Here is a 16,877-nt window from a genome sequence, read left to right as displayed (position 1 = left end):
TACTTGCCTCCTTAGTCAGGAGACAAGCAGCAAAAGGTTAAAATTCGTTCTTCCACTCACGCAAAGCAGTAAAAATCGAAACTGGATCGCTATTTTGTGCCCGGCTCGCGACAGAATTGATCACGCTGGGCTGCTGATAGCGCAAAAATGGATTGACCATTTTTTCGCGTTTTAGCGTCGTGGGCAGGGTCGGCGCATTTTGCGCGCGCAGACGATTGACCTCATCACGATACTGCTGCAATTCAAGGTTATCTGGCTCCACCGCCAAGGCAAAGGCCAAGTTGCTGGCGGTGTATTCGTGCGCGCAATAGATTTTCGTCTCATCAGGCAGAGCTTGTAGCTTGCTAAGAGAGTCAAACATTTGCTGTGGTGTGCCTTCAAAAATGCGCCCGCAGCCAGCAGAGAAAAGCACGTCACCGCAAAACAGTTTGCCATCGCCGATATAACCAATATGACCGAGAGTATGACCGGGTAAAGTGACGACGTGGAACCGTTCAGCAAACAATTCGATCTGATCTCCCTCATCCACAGGGTGGGTCAAGGTCGGAATCGGCTCATGTTGCGGGCCGACGACATTCACGTTGGGATACGCTCTGACGAGGTCGGGCACACCGCCAATGTGATCATTGTGATGGTGGGTAATAAGGATGGCCTCTAACGTGAAGCCGTGTTGCTTGAGGTAGTGAAGCACCGGAGTGGCGTCACCCGGATCGACCACAGCACACCCAAGCTCACTATTGTGAATCAGCCAGATGTAATTGTCGTTAAATGCGGGTATGCTTTTGATCTCTAACATGATTGATTCTCCGCTCGCTCTCATATAGGTCAGGTGGTTAATGAAGCCAGCATTAAGCAGTAAAAAACTCCCACATCCATACACTTGGGACGGAATGAACAACGGACAATGGGTCCGTGAGTCGATTCAGACCCGGCTTGATGAGTGGTGTCCGAAGCTGTTCGGCTACCACTTACTGAAATTGGGAGGCTTGAGCTGCGAATTAACCAGCGCAGTGTGTAACATTCAACACCAAGTTAATCTCGATATCCAGAACCCATTGCATAATGTGATTGCAGATGGTTACGAATTGCCCTTTTTAGAAAAGAGCTTTGATGCGGCGATACTGGCCCATCAACTGGATTACGCCAATGATCCGCACCGTTTGTTGCGAGAAGTTGACCGCGTGATGATGGATGATGGCTATCTGATTATCAGCGGCTTTAACCCGCTCAGCTTGACTGGCATCGCCAGTTTAATGCCATGGCGCCGCCGCAGTCTGCCCTGGAGCGGACGCATGTTCACCCCCAACCGGATTAAAGACTGGCTTGGGTTGCTTAATTACCAAGTGATACATTGCGATCGCTATGCACTGTTTCCGATGAGAAAATACCAAACGATGTGGACCTGGCTGGAAAACGGTTTAGGTGATTGGGCCAACCCCGCAGGCAGCCTCTACTTTATTGTGGCAAGAAAACGCACCTATCCACTCAAGCCAATTAAACCCCATTGGCAGTTGAAACGTCGCCTGTCGCCGCTTGGGGTAATGAATCGTGAACAGGACGCCTTACGTGAACGCCATCCGCCGACAAGTTCGTCTTAAGGTTGATAGCCAGTATCGTCTTCGGTGGGGTTTTCAGCAGCGCTGCGGGCAAGCTCGTCACACATTTCATTTTCTCGGTGGCCAGCGTGACCTTTCACCCAGTGCCATTCAACCTGATGGCGTTGGGTTTCTTTGTCGAGCGCTTGCCAAAGATCGGCGTTTTTGACCGGCTTTTTGTCAGCGGTTTTCCAGCCGCGTTTTTTCCAGTTGTGGATCCATTGGGTAATGCCTTGGCGAACATATTGGCTGTCTGTGGTGAGAATCACATGGCAAGACTCTTTCAGTGCTTGCAGAGCGACAATCGATGCCATCATCTCCATGCGGTTGTTGGTGGTGAGGTGAAAACCCTTTGCTAAGGTTTTTTCGACCTGCTTGTAACGTAAAACCACACCATAACCGCCTGGGCCCGGATTACCGAGACAAGAACCATCTGTGAAAATCTCAACTTGTTTAGTCATGTTTTGATACTATTAGCGAAAGCATTTTTTAAAGCAGAATTCTGCATAGTCTGACACACATATCATTATGAATACCAGTAACAATTCTGATCACCATCGTATCGTTGTGCTCGATACGGAAACCACAGGTATGAACCGAGAAGGTGGCCCGCACTATCTCGGGCATCGGATTATCGAGATCGGAGCGGTTGAGATCATCAACCGCAAACTGACCGGTAAGCACTTCCATGTCTACCTAAAACCGGACCGAGAAATTCAGCCAGAAGCGATTGAAGTGCATGGTATTACCGATGAGTTTTTGCTCGACAAACCGGAATATCGTCAGGTGCATGAGGAGTTTTTGCAGTTTATCCAAGGCGCAGAACTTGTTGCCCACAACGCGCCCTTCGACGTTGGCTTCATGGATTATGAATTTGGCCTGTTGAATGCGGCGATAGGCAAAACCACCGATTTCTGCCAAGTGACCGATACGCTGGCGATGGCGAAGAAGATCTTCCCGGGTAAGCGCAACAACCTCGACGTGCTTTGTGAGCGCTACGGTATCGATAACTCGCACCGTACGTTGCACGGCGCTTTGCTCGATGCGGAGATCCTCGCTGACGTCTATCTGTTGATGACGGGTGGGCAAACCAGTCTGGAATTTAACGCCAATAAACAAGAAGGTGGCGTTGAAGGTATTCGCCGCATTGAAGGGCGAAAATCCCTTAAGGTTTTACGCGCAACGGCCGATGAACTAGATGCGCATCAAAGCCGATTAGATATCGTAGAAAAAAGCGGAACTTGCCTCTGGCGTCAATAGGAGAATCTATGTTGAGGACATTATCAGTCGTTGTCATGTTATTGGTCAGTTGCGTGAGTCAAGCGGCGACAGAATCAACCATGTCCTTATTGGATAACCGTTTTCGTGTTGACCCGACCATCGACCAGATCACTTTTCTTATCTATCGTGAAAACCCGTCTCAACCTGTGGTGTTGGTTCGCCCGGACGGACATAAATATTACGCATGGAAAACTTACGACAACGTGCGTTGGTATCAAGAACCCGCGATGGATATCGTTTCGATTGAGAATCCGATGCCCGGGCCGTGGCAAGCGGTGGGCAAAGTAACGCCGAAGAACAATATCCGCTTAATTTCCCATCTCACCTTAAGCACCGATCCGTTCCCCAATCGGCTCTATCGTGGTGAAGTGATTAAATTTACCGCCCGTTTGGCATCGGATGGACAACCTCTGGTGCTACGTGATTTTCTCGATCGGGTGAACTTGCGTGTCACCTTGACCAAATACGTTGAAAATGAGCAGGAACTGGTGAAAGAAGCGCGCCCTTTGCCAGTGGTACTCGGCGATTTTAGCGATGATGGGCAAGGTTTGGATGAAAGGCCGGGAGATGGTGTCTTTACCGTGAGGTTGACGATCGAAGTGGAACCGGGCAAATACCGCGCGCGAATCACCTCGGGCAATGGGGTGTTTTTGCGCGCCAAAGAGCAAAATGTGCTGGTTTATCCGAGCCCGGTGGCGACGACCTTTATTCAATCTCGCCGTGAAGGGCAGCCGCACCGTTTTGTTGTCTCGGGTGAGCAGGGGATGGTCGCGCCGGGCTCTCTTGCTGTGCATATTGAGCAAACTGCGCCGGATTCTTTTGTTAACTATGTACAAGGTCAGGCGGAGAAAGAGGCGCTGAAAGCGGAGATGAGCTTAGACAGCACCCATCAAATCGGCATTTACTCTTGGAAAGGTGAAGTGTACGCCACCGATGCGGCTACTCAGCGCCCGCTCGTCTTTCCTATTGCAGAGCAAACCTTCAGCGTGGTTAAGGAAGTCGATATTGAAGCTGCGCGTAAAGCCAAAGAGGCGGAACTTGCCGAGCAGCGCCGTATTGAAGAAGAGCAACGCTTGTTGGCGCAACGCGCAGAAGATCGCAAACAAGGTTTAATTATGATCGCGGTGGGTAACTTGGTGGTGATTATTCTCGGTTTGATCGGCTGGTTTGTGTGGAGCAAGATCCGCGCGAAGCGCCAAGCAATTCCGGAAATGCAGTTGGAAGTACCGAAGAAATAGTGGGTTTGAAACAAAGAAACAGTGGTTTGGAAACTTGCTACAAGGGCTGTAAGGCACTCTTGTCAGAGAAGGGACTGAGCATACGAGCTAACAAAAAAAGCGGGAGCCATCGGCTCCCGCTTGGTTTTTATGCAGTGAAGATTAAGCGACGTTATCCATCACTTTACTCGCTTGGCTCGCGGCAAGATGCTCGGGAGCAAAGTCATCCACGTTGATGGTGTAGAGGCGATGTTGCTCGGCTTCTTTGAGTAGCTCGGCATCTTCGACACTGATTATCTCACGTTCCAGACCAATTTGTGCCACTTCATCCAAACGCATGAACGGACGACGTTCACCGATCTCTTTGCACACTTTGTCAAATACCGGCTCCGCTTGCAAAATCACAGAGAGTGCCAGCTCAATCTTACCGGCCGCGTTGTGCTCAGTCGGTTGCAGGTACTGGTTGCGGCCAATACGGCTGCGCGTTGCGCATGGTGTTTGCAGAATGCGCGCCACTTGGCTGTCAATTTTGTCGCTTGGCGCTTTGCGCACACGGCCAAATGGCATGATCAACACGCGTAATGCTTTGCCAATCACCTTGTTCGGGAAGTTCGCCAAGAACTCATCGATGGCCACTTCGGCCTGTTTTAAGCTGTCTTGCAGACCCCAATGAACCAGCGCCAGATCTTCGGCTGGGCGACCATCTTGCTCAAAGCGTTTTAGCGTTGCTGAGCTTAAGTAAAGCTGGCTTAGGATATCGCCCAAACGCGCAGACAAGCGCTCACGACGTTTCAGTGAACCACCGAGAACCGCCATCGAGATGTCTGAGAGCAGTGCCATGTTGGCACTGTAACGGTTCAACTGCTGGTAGTAACGCTTGGTCACATCTTTGGTTGGCGCGCTAGAGCCGTAGCCGTCGGTTAAACCAAACCAAATACTGCGAACCAAGTTACTCATGGTAAAGCTCACGTGACCAGCCAGCGCTGCGTCAAACTGCTCAATCGCATCCGATTTCTCCGAATAGGCAGCTTCCATTTCTTGCAGAACATAAGGATGGCAGCGAATCGCCCCTTGACCATAAATGATCATCGAACGAGTCAGAATGTTCGCCCCTTCCACGGTCACTGCAATCGGCGCGCCTTGGTAGCCACGAGCCAAAAAGTTTGATGGGCCTAAGCAGATGCCTTTACCGCCGACGATGTCCATCGCATCAATAATGCTGCGTTGACCACGATGGGTACAGTGGTACTTGACAATGGCCGAGATCACCGATGGTTTCTCACCCAGATCAATACCTGCCACGGTTAAGTTGCTCGCCGCGTCCATCACGTAGGCGTTACCGCCAAGACGTGCCAGTGCTTCTTCAACCCCTTCTAGTTGGCCAATCGGCTGTTTGAACTGACGGCGAATGCGAGAGTAGGCCCCCGTCGCCAGCGCCGCGGATTTGATACCGCCCGTTGAGTTAGATGGCAAGGTGATACCACGGCCAACCGACAGACACTCAACCAGCATACGCCAGCCTTGGCCAGCCATTTTTTGTCCGCCAATGATGAAATCAATTGGCACAAAAATGTCTTTACCGCGGGTAGGGCCATTTTGGAACGGCACGTTCAGTGGGAAGTGGCGATTGCCAATCTCCACGCCTTTGATGTGTGTTGGGATCAAGGCACAGGTAATACCGAGATCTTCTTTGTCGCCTAGCAGGCCCTCTGGGTCGCGCAGCTTAAACGCCAAACCGAGTACCGTCGCCACTGGTGCGAGGGTAATGTAGCGTTTGTTCCAAGTCAGGCGCATACCAAGGACTTCTTTACCTTCCCATTTGCCTTTGCAAACCACGCCATAATCTGGGATTGAGCCCGCGTCTGAGCCCGCTTCTGGACTTGTCAGAGCAAAACAAGGGATCTCTTTACCTTCCGCCAAGCGCGGCAGGTAGTAGTTTTTCTGCTCTTCTGTCCCGTAATGTTGCAGCAGTTCACCCGGGCCAAGCGAGTTTGGTACGCCGACGGTAGAAGAAAGAACGCCGGAAACGCCAGTCAGTTTTTGTAACACCAATGACTGCGCATAAGCGGAAAACTCCAGACCACCGTATTTCTTCTTGATGATCATGGCGAAGAATTTGTGATCTTTCAGGTATTGCCATACTTCCGGTGGTAAATCTGCCAGCTCGTGGGTCACTTGGTAATCGCTGACCATCGCACATACTTCGTTGACAGGGCCGTCAAGAAACGCTTGTTCTTCAGCCGACAGCTTCGGCGCAGGAATGGCGTGTAATTTTTCCCATTCTGGCTTGCCTTTGAACAGCTCAGCTTCCCACCAAACTGTACCGGCATCGAGCGCTTCTTTTTCGGTTTGCGACATAGCAGGCAATACCTGCTTGAACAGCTTCAGTGCCTTAGCACTGATGAGCGATTGACGCAGTGAGGGCACTGCAAGTGCAGCCAAAAGCAGAAAATAGCACAGCCAACCAACCGAACTGGCGTAGTCAGCAAAGGTGAGCGCCAGCATAGTGAGGGTCAGCAGAGTGACGGATTTGGTCAGTGACATACGGTGATAGAGTGTAAAGCCTAGCACCGCGGTCATCGCCAGTATAGAGAGCAAGATGTCCATATGTGTGTTCCTTATCAGACTGTTTGATTTATGGTACGTCTGGGTGTTGGTAAGAGGTCTAACCAGTTGAATCAAGTGTAACCAAATTATTAAAGAAATGTAAAACCAAATTCTGAGCAAAAAGTGATCTTGGTTGAGCTAAAGTGATAAATTTGAGATTTCAATGGTGATTTCGGCATCAGAACGCCTCAAACCGCTTTACAAATCGCCGAAATCTCGCTCTCTGGTGTCGACACAATTTCCTGTTTTTGGGTAAACTCAGCCTATCTACAAGCAAGGTGGCAACTTAGCCTTGCAAACGTGAGCGCATTGCGTGACATGACAACAAAAAAGAGAACATCTTATGTACCAAGATCTGATTAGAAATGAGTTGACGGAAGCGGCTGAAGTTCTGAATAAGTTCCTCAGCGACGAGCATAATCTTGCCCAAATTGAAGCGGCAGCAAAAATGATTGCTGATTCATTCAAACAAGATGGCAAGGTCCTCTCTTGTGGTAATGGTGGTTCCCATTGTGATGCGATGCATTTTGCCGAAGAGTTAACCGGTCGTTACCGTGAAAACCGCCCGGGTTATGCCGGCATTGCTATTTCTGATCCGAGCCACTTGTCTTGTGTCAGCAACGATTTTGGTTACGAATACGTCTTCTCACGTTACGTTGAAGCGGTCGGGCGCCAAGGTGACGTGTTGTTTGGTCTGTCCACTTCAGGCAACTCTGGCAACATTCTTAAAGCGATTGAAGCGGCTAAAGCGAAAGGGATGAAAACCATCGCGCTAACCGGCAAAGATGGCGGCAAAATGGCTGGTCTGGCAGACGTTGAGATCCGTGTCCCACACTTTGGTTACGCCGATCGTATTCAAGAAGTGCATATCAAGATCATCCACATCATCATTCAGTTGATTGAAAAAGAGATGGAATAACAGAGGCTTTGCCTCTTTTTTGCAGGGAGTTGTTTTAGCATGTGCGAATTGCTCGGCATGAGCGCGAATGTCCCCACCGACATCTGTTTCAGTTTTACGGGGTTGATGCAACGGGGCGGGAAAACTGGGCCACATCGCGATGGCTGGGGGATTACCTTTTATGAAGGAAAGGGCTTTCGCACCTTTAAAGATCCCAAACCGAGCTGTGAGTCCAAAATCGCCGAACTGGTGCAAAGTTATCCTATCAAAAGCTGTTCGGTGATCAGCCATATTCGTCAAGCTAACCGTGGCGGTGTTTCGCTGGAAAATACCCACCCATTTACCCGTGAGCTTTGGGGACGTTACTGGACATTTGCCCACAACGGTCAGTTGAGTGACTACCACACGCTCGATTCAGGGCGGCATCGCCCTGTTGGACAAACCGACAGTGAAAAAGCATTTTGTTGGCTGCTCAACCAGTTAGAGCAACGTTATCCTGAAATTCCACAAGATATGGAAAGTGTTTTCACCTATTTGGCCTCATGCTGCGAAGTGCTGAAGGAAAAAGGAGTGTTTAACATGCTGATGAGCGATGGGGAATATGTGATGACCTATTGCACCAATCATCTGTACTGGATCACGCGTCGCGCCCCGTTTGGCAAAGCGGCTTTGCTGGATGAGGACGTGGAGATCAACTTTCAAGAAGAGACCACTCCTAACGATGTCGTTTCGGTGATTGCCACCCAGCCATTGACGTGCAATGAAGCATGGCAACGGATGAAGCCCAGTGAATATGGTCTGTTTCACTTTGGTGAACGGATTATCACCAATGCGCCACAACTTAAGGATGTGCCGTTTGCTGCGCCAAAGCCCAGTTGCCAAGCGCCGACAGAGCCACTGGAATAATCAAGATAAAAAGGTTGCACAAAGCAACCTTTTTTCTTGCTAATGAATCACTTGCACTATTCGTCTGCTGCGTAACCCGATGCGCCAAGCTGCACGCTATCGAGATAGGCCGTCCCATCTTGCATGATCAAGCGTTCGTCAGCCAGCCATTTGACTACCAAAGGGTAAATGTTATGTTCCTGAGTTTGCACGCGTGCGGCGAGCGTCGCGGCATCGTCATCAGAAAACACCGGAACTTTGGCTTGTAAAATGACGGGGCCGCCATCGAGTTCTTCTGTCACAAAGTGCACGCTGGCTCCGTGTTCACACTCACCCGCGTCAATGGCGCGTTGGTGAGTGTGTAATCCGGGGTATTTCGGTAATAACGACGGATGAATATTGATCATTTTACCTACATAGTGGCGCACAAACTCGCCACTAAGAATTCGCATGTAGCCGGCAAGGACGATGATATCTGGCTGATAAGTGTCGATTTTCTCCATCAACACTTGGTCGAAATCCGCTCGATTAGCAAAAGGTGTCGGATCAACAAAATGGGTCGCCACATCAAATTGCCGCGCGCGTTCAAGGCCGTAAGCCTCTGCTTTGTTAGAAAACACCGCGCGAACTTGGGCGTTAGTGATGGAAGATTGGCAGGCTTCAAGGATCGCCTGAAGGTTGCTACCGCTACCGGAGATAAGTACCACGATATTTTTCATCTGGGTGTCAATGTCCTGGTGAGTCTGTTTATTGCGCTAAAGAGTGGCAGAATACCTAACTCTTTCAGGGTTTTTAGTGGCGTAAATAGCAGAATGAGGACATAAGTCCTCATTCTGTTTGTTTGTCGTTGACTGAAGGATCAGTGAATCTCGACCTGTTCTTCGCCGCTCTCCGCTTTCGCGATCGCGCCGATAACCCAAGCGTTTTCGCCTTCCTCTTGCAGCAGTTTCACTGCGGCTTCTGCTTGCGCTTGTGGTAGAGCGATAATCAGACCAACGCCACAGTTGAAGGTGCGGTACATTTCATGCGTGTCTACGTTGCCTTTCTCTTGCAGCCATTGGAAGATCACGGGCCATTGCCAGCTCTTGCCATCAATCACCGCTTTGGTACCTTCAGGCAATACGCGCGGAATGTTTTCCCAGAAACCACCGCCAGTGATGTGTGAAATCGCATGAATGTCGTGTTCAGCAATCAGTTTTAGACCTGACTTAATATAGATCTTGGTGGGTTCTAGTAGGTGCTCGCCAATGGTACGTCCAGCCAACTCCTCATTCTTGTCTGCGCCAGACACTTCAAGAATTTTGCGGATAAGAGAGTAGCCGTTTGAGTGTGGGCCGCTTGAACCGACGGCAATCAGTGCATCGCCAACCGCCACTTTGCTGCCATCAATGATCTCTTCTTTTTCGACCACGCCAACGCAGAACCCGGCGACATCATAGTCTTCGCCTTCATACATCCCTGGCATTTCCGCGGTTTCACCACCGATCAAAGCGCAGCCAGCCTGTACGCAACCATCCGCAATGCCAGAAACCACCGCAGCGGCGGTATCAACATCCAGCTTACCTGTCGCGTAGTAATCAAGGAAAAACAAGGGTTCAGCACCTTGCACAATCAGATCGTTGACGCACATCGCCACTAAGTCGATGCCGATGGTGTCGTGTTTGTTCATATCCAGAGCGAGACGCAGTTTGGTTCCTACACCGTCGGTGCCCGACACCAAAACTGGCTGCTTGTATTTAGTTGGCAGTTCGCACAGTGCGCCGAATCCGCCAAGGCCGCCCATGACTTCAGGACGACGTGTGCGCTTAACCGCACCTTTAATACGTTCGACTAGGGCGTTGCCTGCATCGATGTCTACACCAGCATCTTTATAGCTCAGAGAAGAGTTATTACCACTCACGGGGAAGTCCTCGTTTTAAGTTGGATATGAAAACGGCGCTATTCTACCAGTGCTCGAATATAAAGAGCAAACGTTTGCGCGAGTTTTTTTCTTGCGCTTTGTGACGAGAAATTCGTGACGAAATCGTTTATAATCGGCCAGTTTGTTTAAAATTTATCTATATTGCCGGAGATAGACATGAAAGTTGTTGAAGTAAAACATCCTCTTGTAAAACATAAGATTGGTTTGATGAGAGAAGGTGATATCAGCACTAAGCGTTTTCGCGAATTGGCAACGGAAGTTGGCAGTCTTTTAACCTACGAAGCCACTTCCGATTTTGAAACGGAAAAAGTGACTATTGAAGGTTGGAATGGCCCAGTTGCTGTCGATCAAATCAAGGGTAAAAAAGTCACGGTTGTGCCAATTTTACGTGCGGGTTTGGGAATGATGGATGGCGTTTTGGAGCACATGCCAAGCGCACGTATCAGTGTTGTGGGTATCTACCGCGATGAAGAGACACTTGAGCCAATCCCCTATTTCAACAAGCTTGCTTCTAACATGGAAGAGCGTATCGCGTTGGTGGTCGATCCTATGTTGGCGACTGGCGGCTCGATGATCGCAACCATCGACCTTTTGAAAGAGAAAGGGTGTCAGCAAATTAAAGTGCTGGTTCTTGTCGCGGCTCCTGAAGGGATCGCCGCGCTGGAAAAAGCGCATCCAGATGTTGAACTGTATTGTGCGGCAATCGACGAAAAACTGAATGACAAAGGCTACATTGTCCCAGGTCTGGGTGATGCGGGTGACAAAATCTTTGGTACCAAGTAAGCCAAAGTAAAACTCGATTGCAAATAAAAACGCCTGGCAGCAATGTCAGGCGTTTTTATTATCTGAGATGAAAGAAAAGCTTAGCCTTTCACTTCGACCTCTTCTTCCATTTGTGCGTTATCCACCACGTGATTCTCGCCCAAATCTTGTGGCAGGATCAGGTTGAGTGCGATGGCAACGATGCCGCAGAGGCTAACGCCTTGTAGGCTGAACTCACCAATACCAAAGGCCATGCCACCAATACCGAACACCAGTGTGACGGCAACAATCACTAGGTTGCGTGATTTGTGCAGGTCAACGTGGTTTTTGATCAGCGTATTGAGACCGACAGTCGCAATTGAGCCAAACAGCAAAATCATGATGCCGCCCATCACCGGCACTGGAATGGTAAGTAGGAGAGCACCGAGTTTACCAACCAGAGCGAGAACGATGGCGGTGATTGCAGCCCAAGTCATGATGACCGGATTGAACGCTTTGGTCAGCATAACGGCGCCAGTCACTTCACTGTAGGTGGTATTTGGCGGCGCACCGACCATAGAAGCGGCGATGGTCGCAATTCCATCACCCGCAATCGTGCGGTGTAGACCGGGTTTTTTCAGGTAATTCTTGCCTGTCACGTTGGAAATCGCCAACATATCGCCGACATGTTCTACGGCTGGAGCGATAGCCACTGGGATCATGAACAGAATCGCGTTGATATTGAACTCTGGCGCTGTGAAGTTTGGCATAGCGAGCCACGCCGCTTGAGCGACGGGAGTGAAATCAACCACGCCAAAACCTAGGCTGACCGCGTAGCCTGCGGCGATGCCACCACAAATAGGCAGAAGTTTCAGGAAGCCTTTGGCAAACACGCTCATGGCGATGGTCACCAGCAGAGAAATGGAAGAGATCCACAGCGCGGCATTGCCATCGACCAGTTGTACTGCACCATCGCCGGTTTTACCGAGTGCCATATTAACGGCAACAGGCGCTAGGCCGAGACCGATAACAATGATCACCGGACCCACCACCACAGGTGGCAGCAGTTTGTGAATGAACGCCACGCCACGAATCTTGATGAAAGCGCCAAGAATGATGTAAACAAACCCTGCTGCCATCAGGCCACCCATGGTTGCCCCGATACCCCAAGTTTGGATACCGAACATGATGGGAGCGATAAAAGCGAAAGAAGAGGCAAGGAAAATAGGCACGCTTTGGCGGGTGATCAGTTGGAATAGTAATGTGCCGACACCAGCACCAAACAGAGCTACGTTTGGGTCAAGTCCGGTCAGCAAAGGCACAAGCACCAAGGCACCAAAGGCGACAAACAACATTTGCGCGCCCTGTATCGCGTTTTTCATAAAGGTTCCCTATTAACAAATATGCAGATAAATTCGCGGGATTCTATCACTTTGCAAACGATTGCTAACTAGTTTTGATCAATTTTTTCCAATAATGGTGCTGTTTGCTGAGATCTTATGCAACCGTGTGGCGATTTTTCATTAAACAAAGAAATAGAGCCAATCTCTGCGGTTTTCTTGCTCATGGTTTGATAGTTGCTTATCATCTTACTTCCCACGCAGTAAGTTAGGAAAAGTATGCGCTATTTAGCTTTATTGATGATCGGCTGGTTGGCTTTGCCGGTCTACGCGTTGACCCAGGTTGATATTTATCGTGCTGAAGTGGCTATTGATGCTGAAAAAAGCAATGGTGAAGAGCTGGCTCGTCAGCAAGCGATGCAGCAAGTGATTGTTAGGGCGTCGGGTTCGGTCGATTCGGTAAACAACCCGGTGGTGAGCAAGGCGCTGCAAGCAAGCGCACGTTATATCTCCCAGCTTAGCTACGGCAAACTTGGTGAGCAGACGTCAGTGAAGCTGCTCTTTAATAGCGCGCAGATCCGAGCCTTACTGACTCAGGCGCAATTGCCTTTTTGGTCGGAAAATCGCAATAACTTGCTGGTTTGGTTGGTGGAAGAGCAAAATTATGACCGCGCGATCGTCTGGGAGCATTCCGGCGGCAGTGTCGTTGATGGGCTAAAGTCTGCGGCTCGCGAGCGCGGTTTACCACTCACGATGCCGATCGGTGATTTTGATGATATTACTGGCATTGCCATTTCAGATCTGTGGGGCGGCTTTGTGCAACCCATCAGTCGCGCCAGTCAACGCTATCCGGTTGATGGCGTGTTGGTGATTCGCGCGCAAGGCAATCAGTTACGCTGGAGCTTATACGATCAACCGCCAGAAGTGATGGAAACGGCAAACCAAGTGCCGATGACAGGTTCAGCAAACGGTGAGGATGCGAGTGCAACTCTCATCAATACCATTGCGGACTTCTATGCCAAACGTAGCGCTGTGCTGGTATCCGGTGAATCCTCGCAATCAGTTGTGGTGAAATTTCTCAATATCAATAATGCCATCGACTTCTTTAGTTTAGAGAAAGCGTTAACTGCGCTCAATTCTGTGGCAAGCCTCGACATTCTTAAAATCAAAGGTAATGAGCTGACTCTGCGTGTTCACTTGCTCGCCTCGCAAGCTGCATTTGAAAAAGAAGCGGAACAGTTGCCGCGTGTGGTGAAGTTTGACGACCCGCTATCGAGCCCGGTAGAGGAGGAGACATTGGATTCAGATCCGGCAGCCCTTTCTCCTGAAGAGGGTGCGGCTCCGTCAACGCAAATCCCCCTGCCAGCACAAGATATCAGCGTTACAGAAACTGTCGCTGAGCCTCTATCCAATGGCGATCCCTTGGTGTATGAGTGGCAAGGTCGCTCTTAGAATCCTAATGCGATATTTTGGAATAAAAAACGCCAACTTAGTTGGCGTTTTTGCATTTAAGTTAAGCAGTGAGAAAAATTACTGCTTACCCATTTTCTCGTTGCCAAACTTGGCTTTCTCTTCTTTTTCGATCTGCGACAGTTTTTGCAGTTTCAATCCCAGTTCTTGACCGCGCGTGCGTGCATACAGGATATTGCCCGCAAAGCCAAGGGCGGTGAGCAGCAGTTCAACCAAAGCCAGCCACCTTTCACCGCCATCCACATACAAGATGGTCAACGCATGCAGAAAGTAGAGCATTAACACAAAGTTAGCCCAAGCGTGCGTGTAAGGTTTCCCCGCAATAATACCGGGAAGCGGCAACAGTAAAGGAATACACCAAGCGATCGCTAACGCCGTGCTGCTCAAGTGTGGATGAGGAGAAAGAGCCAGTTGCCACAGGGCGACCCACGCCAGCAACGCCAAATTGCCAAACAGCGCCAAATAGCGAAAGCGACGCGTCTTGGCGCCCATAGAGAGTGAGGACATTTACGACTCCTTTTGCTTACTGGCGATCTGTGCCAGACGTTTTCCTAGTTGCTGTGCCAGTTGGCTCTCTTCTGTGGTCAAGGTGGCTTCGTGGCCGACACTGCTCGCACCGTAAGGTGTTCCGCCAGAGCGAGTTTGATGCAACAGTGGTTCAGAGTAGGGAATGCCCAAGATCAACATGCCGTGATGCAGAAGGGGTGTCATCATGCTCTGTAACGTGGTTTCCTGCCCACCGTGCATGGTGGAGGAAGAGGTAAACACGCAGGCAGGCTTGTCAATCAGATCGCCATTGAGCCATAAGCGGCTGGTTTGGTCCCAAAAATGTTTCAATGGTGCCGCCATGTTGCCAAACCACACCGGGCTACCCATCGCCAGTCCGTCACACTGTTTCAACTCGTCCAGAGTAACAACAGGATCGCTCGCCTGCTGTGAGCTCGCGGTCAGTTCAGCCACGGTGCGTAAAATCACTTCACATCCGTTCACGGAGCCGGCGCCACGGGCGATTTGTCGCGCCAACAGTTTGGTTTTACCGTGGCGGCTATAATAGAGAATGAGAATATGCGTACTCATTGGCAGTTATAGAATCTCCAGAACCGCTTCAGGCGGGCGGCCGATGCGCGCTTGACCATTTGCAACCACCACTGGGCGTTCGAAGAGCGCAGGGTGCTCGGCCATGGCGGCAAACAGTTGTTCATCACTGGCTTCGGCCAATTGCAGCTCTTTGTAGAGGTCGTCTTTGGTGCGCATCATGTCTCGCACGGAATCGAGGCCAAGCTGTGCGAAAAGGGTTTGTAACTGCTCGATGTCCAAAGGCGTTTGCAGATATTTCACCACTTCGGGAGTTACCCCATTTTGCTCCAGTAATTCCAGCGTTTGGCGGCTCTTTGAGCAGCGAGGATTATGGTAGATAACGACTGACATGACATTCTCCATTTCATTATTGTAAGGCGAGGAAGCGATCGCGCTGCACCATCAGTTGATCAATGCGCGCATCATACCTCGCTTGTTCTAAGCTACCCAAAGTGGCCAGTTGGCTGGCTTGGGTGTAGTACTGAATTGCTTTGTTCCAGTTGGCTTGCAGCGCCAAGATCTCTGCTCGCGCCGCCAAATCTTCACCGCTGTTACCTTGGCTGATGTTGGCGCGCGAAAGCAAATGCCATCCATTGGTATCGTCAGGATTATCATGGGTGTAGCGCTGAAGTAGACGGACAGCGTCGGCAGTTTTTTCCGCCTCAAGCAAAGCGTTGGCGTAGTTTATCGTCAGGACCGGGTTGTTGGGAATGCGTTCGAGCGCACTTTTAAGCATAGTTGCCGCTTTCAGCGCTTGTTTCTGCTCGATGTAGAGGTCTGCAAGCGCGTCCGAATAAAAGACGTTGTTGGGCTCGGCAGCGCTTAACTTAAGCAAAATCTCTTGCGCTTCTTTGAGCTCCTTTTTGTCGAGATGAACCAAGGCTCTTCCATATTCAAAAGCGGTTTTGAGCGCAGGATCGGCCTTCTTTTCTGTGCGTGCAAACCAGTCCATTGCCGCGTCGGAATCGATGCCTGCGTATCGCGCGACGATGCGCGCTCGAGCTAAATGGTAATCTAACGAAGGCATCTCGCGCAGCGGAGGATAGCTTTGCGCTCTGGCTCGGCTGTCGGTGATGCGATCTTCTGGCAATGGGTGCGTCAGAAGCATGGGAGGAGGCGTGCTGGCGTAGCGATACTCATCGGCAAGACGAGAGAAAAATCGCGGCATTGCTTGGGCATTATAGCCCGCTTTGACCAGCGTGTTGATGCCAAAACGGTCTGCCTCTTTCTCATTGCTGCGGGTGTAGTTGATTTGGCTTTGCATCGTTCCCGCCGTGGTGGCGGTGATGGCTGCAATCCCTGCCTCTGGTGCGGCGATCGCCAGTAATAAAGCTCCAGCCAAGGCCGCTAATGTTGCTGGGGAACGTCGAGCTTGTTCCTCCATACTTCGCGCAAGATGCCTCTGAGTCACGTGGGCAATTTCATGGGCAATCACGGAGGCGAGTTCGCTTTCGGTGCGAGCATGTAAAAACAGCCCAGAATGCAGTGCCACATAGCCGCCGAAGAAAGCGAATGCGTTGATATTGCGATCGCGAATCATAAAAAAGCGGAAAGGAGTTTTGACGTCATTGGCATTGGCAACCAAGCGATGACCGAGCGTATCGATGTACTGATTGAGGACCGGATCGTTGATGATCGGCTGACTGCTGCGCAGCATGCGCATATAAGCGTCACCATAAATGAGTTCTTGGTCAATCGACAACGTGGCACCTGCGGCAGTGCCGATGTCCGGTAGGTCTAACGTGTTGGCAAAAAGCGGTGCCGGGGTCACCAGACTCATGGCGATAGAGAGGCTTAGCAAGCTGCGAGCGCGTTTTAACATAGTAATCATTGAGTCTCCATATG

Annotated in this window: 17 protein-coding genes; 7 read left to right on the top strand and 10 right to left on the bottom strand. The window is 50.4% G+C overall.

The genetic code is table 11. The features are described 5' to 3' along the window. Positions 1-37: 37 nt before the first annotated feature. The gene (gene gloB / locus UF06_RS09370; protein ID WP_045570212.1) at positions 38-796 is read right to left on the bottom strand and encodes a hydroxyacylglutathione hydrolase; all 759 of its coding nucleotides are present in this window, start codon (positions 794-796) and stop codon (positions 38-40) included. 40 nt (positions 797-836) lie between these two features. Between gloB and UF06_RS09365 the strand changes: the two genes are divergently transcribed. After that, a complete protein-coding gene (locus UF06_RS09365) occupies positions 837-1,598 on the top strand; it encodes a class I SAM-dependent methyltransferase (protein ID WP_045570211.1) in 762 nt (253 codons plus the stop codon). On the opposite strand, the gene rnhA is transcribed toward UF06_RS09365, so the two are convergent. After that, positions 1,595-2,056, bottom strand: a complete 462-nt coding sequence (gene rnhA / locus UF06_RS09360; protein WP_045570210.1) for a ribonuclease HI — start codon at positions 2,054-2,056, stop codon at positions 1,595-1,597. The genes UF06_RS09365 and rnhA overlap by 4 nt on opposite strands. A 67-nt stretch (positions 2,057-2,123) precedes the next feature. Between rnhA and dnaQ the strand changes: the two genes are divergently transcribed. Beyond that, positions 2,124-2,855 carry a DNA polymerase III subunit epsilon gene (gene dnaQ, locus UF06_RS09355; RefSeq protein ID WP_039430256.1) on the top strand — a complete coding sequence of 244 codons (732 nt, stop codon included), beginning with the start codon at positions 2,124-2,126 and terminating at the stop codon, positions 2,853-2,855. A gap of 8 nt (positions 2,856-2,863) precedes the next feature. Further along, positions 2,864-4,114 (top strand): TIGR03503 family protein, encoded by a 1,251-nt coding sequence (locus tag UF06_RS09350; RefSeq protein WP_045570209.1) that lies wholly within the window; start codon positions 2,864-2,866, stop codon positions 4,112-4,114. Positions 4,115-4,255: 141 nt separating this feature from the next. Here the strand turns inward: UF06_RS09350 and fadE are convergent, their stop codons facing one another. Next, a complete protein-coding gene (fadE, locus tag UF06_RS09345; RefSeq protein WP_045570208.1) occupies positions 4,256-6,700 on the bottom strand; it encodes an acyl-CoA dehydrogenase FadE in 2,445 nt (814 codons plus the stop codon). A 343-nt stretch (positions 6,701-7,043) separates the two neighbouring features. On the opposite strand from fadE, the gene lpcA reads away from it, so the two are divergent. Together lpcA and UF06_RS09335 are read left to right on the top strand one after the other, a co-directional pair. Continuing rightward, positions 7,044-7,619, top strand: a complete 576-nt coding sequence (gene lpcA, locus UF06_RS09340) for a D-sedoheptulose 7-phosphate isomerase (protein WP_039433482.1) — start codon at positions 7,044-7,046, stop codon at positions 7,617-7,619. Positions 7,620-7,658: 39 nt separating this feature from the next. Next, on the top strand, positions 7,659-8,504 hold the full coding sequence (locus tag UF06_RS09335) for a class II glutamine amidotransferase (RefSeq protein ID WP_045570207.1): 846 nt from the start codon (positions 7,659-7,661) through the stop codon (positions 8,502-8,504). Between the two features lie 56 nt (positions 8,505-8,560). Here UF06_RS09335 and purN read toward each other — a convergent pair whose 3' ends face one another. Together purN and purM are read right to left on the bottom strand one after the other, a co-directional pair. Further along, complete coding sequence (gene purN, locus UF06_RS09330; RefSeq protein WP_045570206.1) at positions 8,561-9,202, bottom strand: phosphoribosylglycinamide formyltransferase; 642 nt, start codon at positions 9,200-9,202, stop codon at positions 8,561-8,563. Between the two features lie 140 nt (positions 9,203-9,342). Next, the gene (purM, locus tag UF06_RS09325; RefSeq protein WP_045570205.1) at positions 9,343-10,383 is read right to left on the bottom strand and encodes a phosphoribosylformylglycinamidine cyclo-ligase; all 1,041 of its coding nucleotides are present in this window, start codon (positions 10,381-10,383) and stop codon (positions 9,343-9,345) included. A gap of 177 nt (positions 10,384-10,560) precedes the next feature. On the opposite strand from purM, the gene upp reads away from it, so the two are divergent. Then, positions 10,561-11,187, top strand: a complete 627-nt coding sequence (gene upp / locus UF06_RS09320; protein WP_045570204.1) for a uracil phosphoribosyltransferase — start codon at positions 10,561-10,563, stop codon at positions 11,185-11,187. 80 nt (positions 11,188-11,267) lie between these two features. Here the strand turns inward: upp and UF06_RS09315 are convergent, their stop codons facing one another. After that, the gene (locus tag UF06_RS09315; protein ID WP_045570203.1) at positions 11,268-12,527 is read right to left on the bottom strand and encodes a uracil-xanthine permease family protein; all 1,260 of its coding nucleotides are present in this window, start codon (positions 12,525-12,527) and stop codon (positions 11,268-11,270) included. Positions 12,528-12,764: 237 nt separating this feature from the next. Here UF06_RS09315 and UF06_RS09310 point away from each other — a divergent pair, with 237 nt between their 5' ends. After that, positions 12,765-13,937: a DUF2066 domain-containing protein gene (locus UF06_RS09310; protein ID WP_045570202.1), complete on the top strand. Its 1,173-nt coding sequence runs from the start codon at positions 12,765-12,767 to the stop codon at positions 13,935-13,937. Between the two features lie 78 nt (positions 13,938-14,015). Here the strand turns inward: UF06_RS09310 and UF06_RS09305 are convergent, their stop codons facing one another. From UF06_RS09305 to UF06_RS09290, 4 genes are read right to left on the bottom strand one after another with little or no spacing between them, the layout of a single operon-like run. Further along, the gene (locus UF06_RS09305) at positions 14,016-14,462 is read right to left on the bottom strand and encodes a DUF2069 domain-containing protein (protein WP_039439877.1); all 447 of its coding nucleotides are present in this window, start codon (positions 14,460-14,462) and stop codon (positions 14,016-14,018) included. Continuing rightward, positions 14,463-15,032 carry an NAD(P)H:quinone oxidoreductase gene (gene wrbA / locus UF06_RS09300; protein WP_045570201.1) on the bottom strand — a complete coding sequence of 190 codons (570 nt, stop codon included), beginning with the start codon at positions 15,030-15,032 and terminating at the stop codon, positions 14,463-14,465. It lies immediately after the preceding gene. Positions 15,033-15,038: 6 nt separating this feature from the next. Continuing rightward, a complete protein-coding gene (gene arsC, locus UF06_RS09295) occupies positions 15,039-15,383 on the bottom strand; it encodes an arsenate reductase (glutaredoxin) (protein WP_045570200.1) in 345 nt (114 codons plus the stop codon). Between the two features lie 16 nt (positions 15,384-15,399). Beyond that, on the bottom strand, positions 15,400-16,854 hold the full coding sequence (locus tag UF06_RS09290) for a M48 family metallopeptidase (protein ID WP_045570289.1): 1,455 nt from the start codon (positions 16,852-16,854) through the stop codon (positions 15,400-15,402). Between the last annotated feature and the right edge of the window lie 23 nt (positions 16,855-16,877).

It is taken from the genome of Vibrio sp. S234-5, assembly GCF_000960595.1.
Classification (GTDB): Bacteria; Pseudomonadota; Gammaproteobacteria; order Enterobacterales; family Vibrionaceae; genus Vibrio.
Note: the sequence above shows the minus strand (reverse complement) of the source record. Positions and strands in the feature narration are given on the sequence as shown.

What these genes read in the sequence shown, in the direction of transcription:
- gloB (WP_045570212.1), bottom strand. Translation starts at nt 796, where the DNA reads ATGTTAGAGATCAAAAGCATACCCGCATTTAACGACAATTACATCTGG.
- UF06_RS09365 (WP_045570211.1), top strand. Translation starts at nt 837, where the DNA reads ATGAAGCCAGCATTAAGCAGTAAAAAACTCCCACATCCATACACTTGG.
- rnhA (WP_045570210.1), bottom strand. Translation starts at nt 2,056, where the DNA reads ATGACTAAACAAGTTGAGATTTTCACAGATGGTTCTTGTCTCGGTAAT.
- dnaQ (WP_039430256.1), top strand. Translation starts at nt 2,124, where the DNA reads ATGAATACCAGTAACAATTCTGATCACCATCGTATCGTTGTGCTCGAT.
- UF06_RS09350 (WP_045570209.1), top strand. Translation starts at nt 2,864, where the DNA reads ATGTTGAGGACATTATCAGTCGTTGTCATGTTATTGGTCAGTTGCGTG.
- fadE (WP_045570208.1), bottom strand. Translation starts at nt 6,700, where the DNA reads ATGGACATCTTGCTCTCTATACTGGCGATGACCGCGGTGCTAGGCTTT.
- lpcA (WP_039433482.1), top strand. Translation starts at nt 7,044, where the DNA reads ATGTACCAAGATCTGATTAGAAATGAGTTGACGGAAGCGGCTGAAGTT.
- UF06_RS09335 (WP_045570207.1), top strand. Translation starts at nt 7,659, where the DNA reads ATGTGCGAATTGCTCGGCATGAGCGCGAATGTCCCCACCGACATCTGT.
- purN (WP_045570206.1), bottom strand. Translation starts at nt 9,202, where the DNA reads ATGAAAAATATCGTGGTACTTATCTCCGGTAGCGGTAGCAACCTTCAG.
- upp (WP_045570204.1), top strand. Translation starts at nt 10,561, where the DNA reads ATGAAAGTTGTTGAAGTAAAACATCCTCTTGTAAAACATAAGATTGGT.
- UF06_RS09315 (WP_045570203.1), bottom strand. Translation starts at nt 12,527, where the DNA reads ATGAAAAACGCGATACAGGGCGCGCAAATGTTGTTTGTCGCCTTTGGT.
- UF06_RS09310 (WP_045570202.1), top strand. Translation starts at nt 12,765, where the DNA reads ATGCGCTATTTAGCTTTATTGATGATCGGCTGGTTGGCTTTGCCGGTC.
- UF06_RS09305 (WP_039439877.1), bottom strand. Translation starts at nt 14,462, where the DNA reads ATGTCCTCACTCTCTATGGGCGCCAAGACGCGTCGCTTTCGCTATTTG.
- wrbA (WP_045570201.1), bottom strand. Translation starts at nt 15,032, where the DNA reads ATGAGTACGCATATTCTCATTCTCTATTATAGCCGCCACGGTAAAACC.
- arsC (WP_045570200.1), bottom strand. Translation starts at nt 15,383, where the DNA reads ATGTCAGTCGTTATCTACCATAATCCTCGCTGCTCAAAGAGCCGCCAA.
- UF06_RS09290 (WP_045570289.1), bottom strand. Translation starts at nt 16,854, where the DNA reads ATGTTAAAACGCGCTCGCAGCTTGCTAAGCCTCTCTATCGCCATGAGT.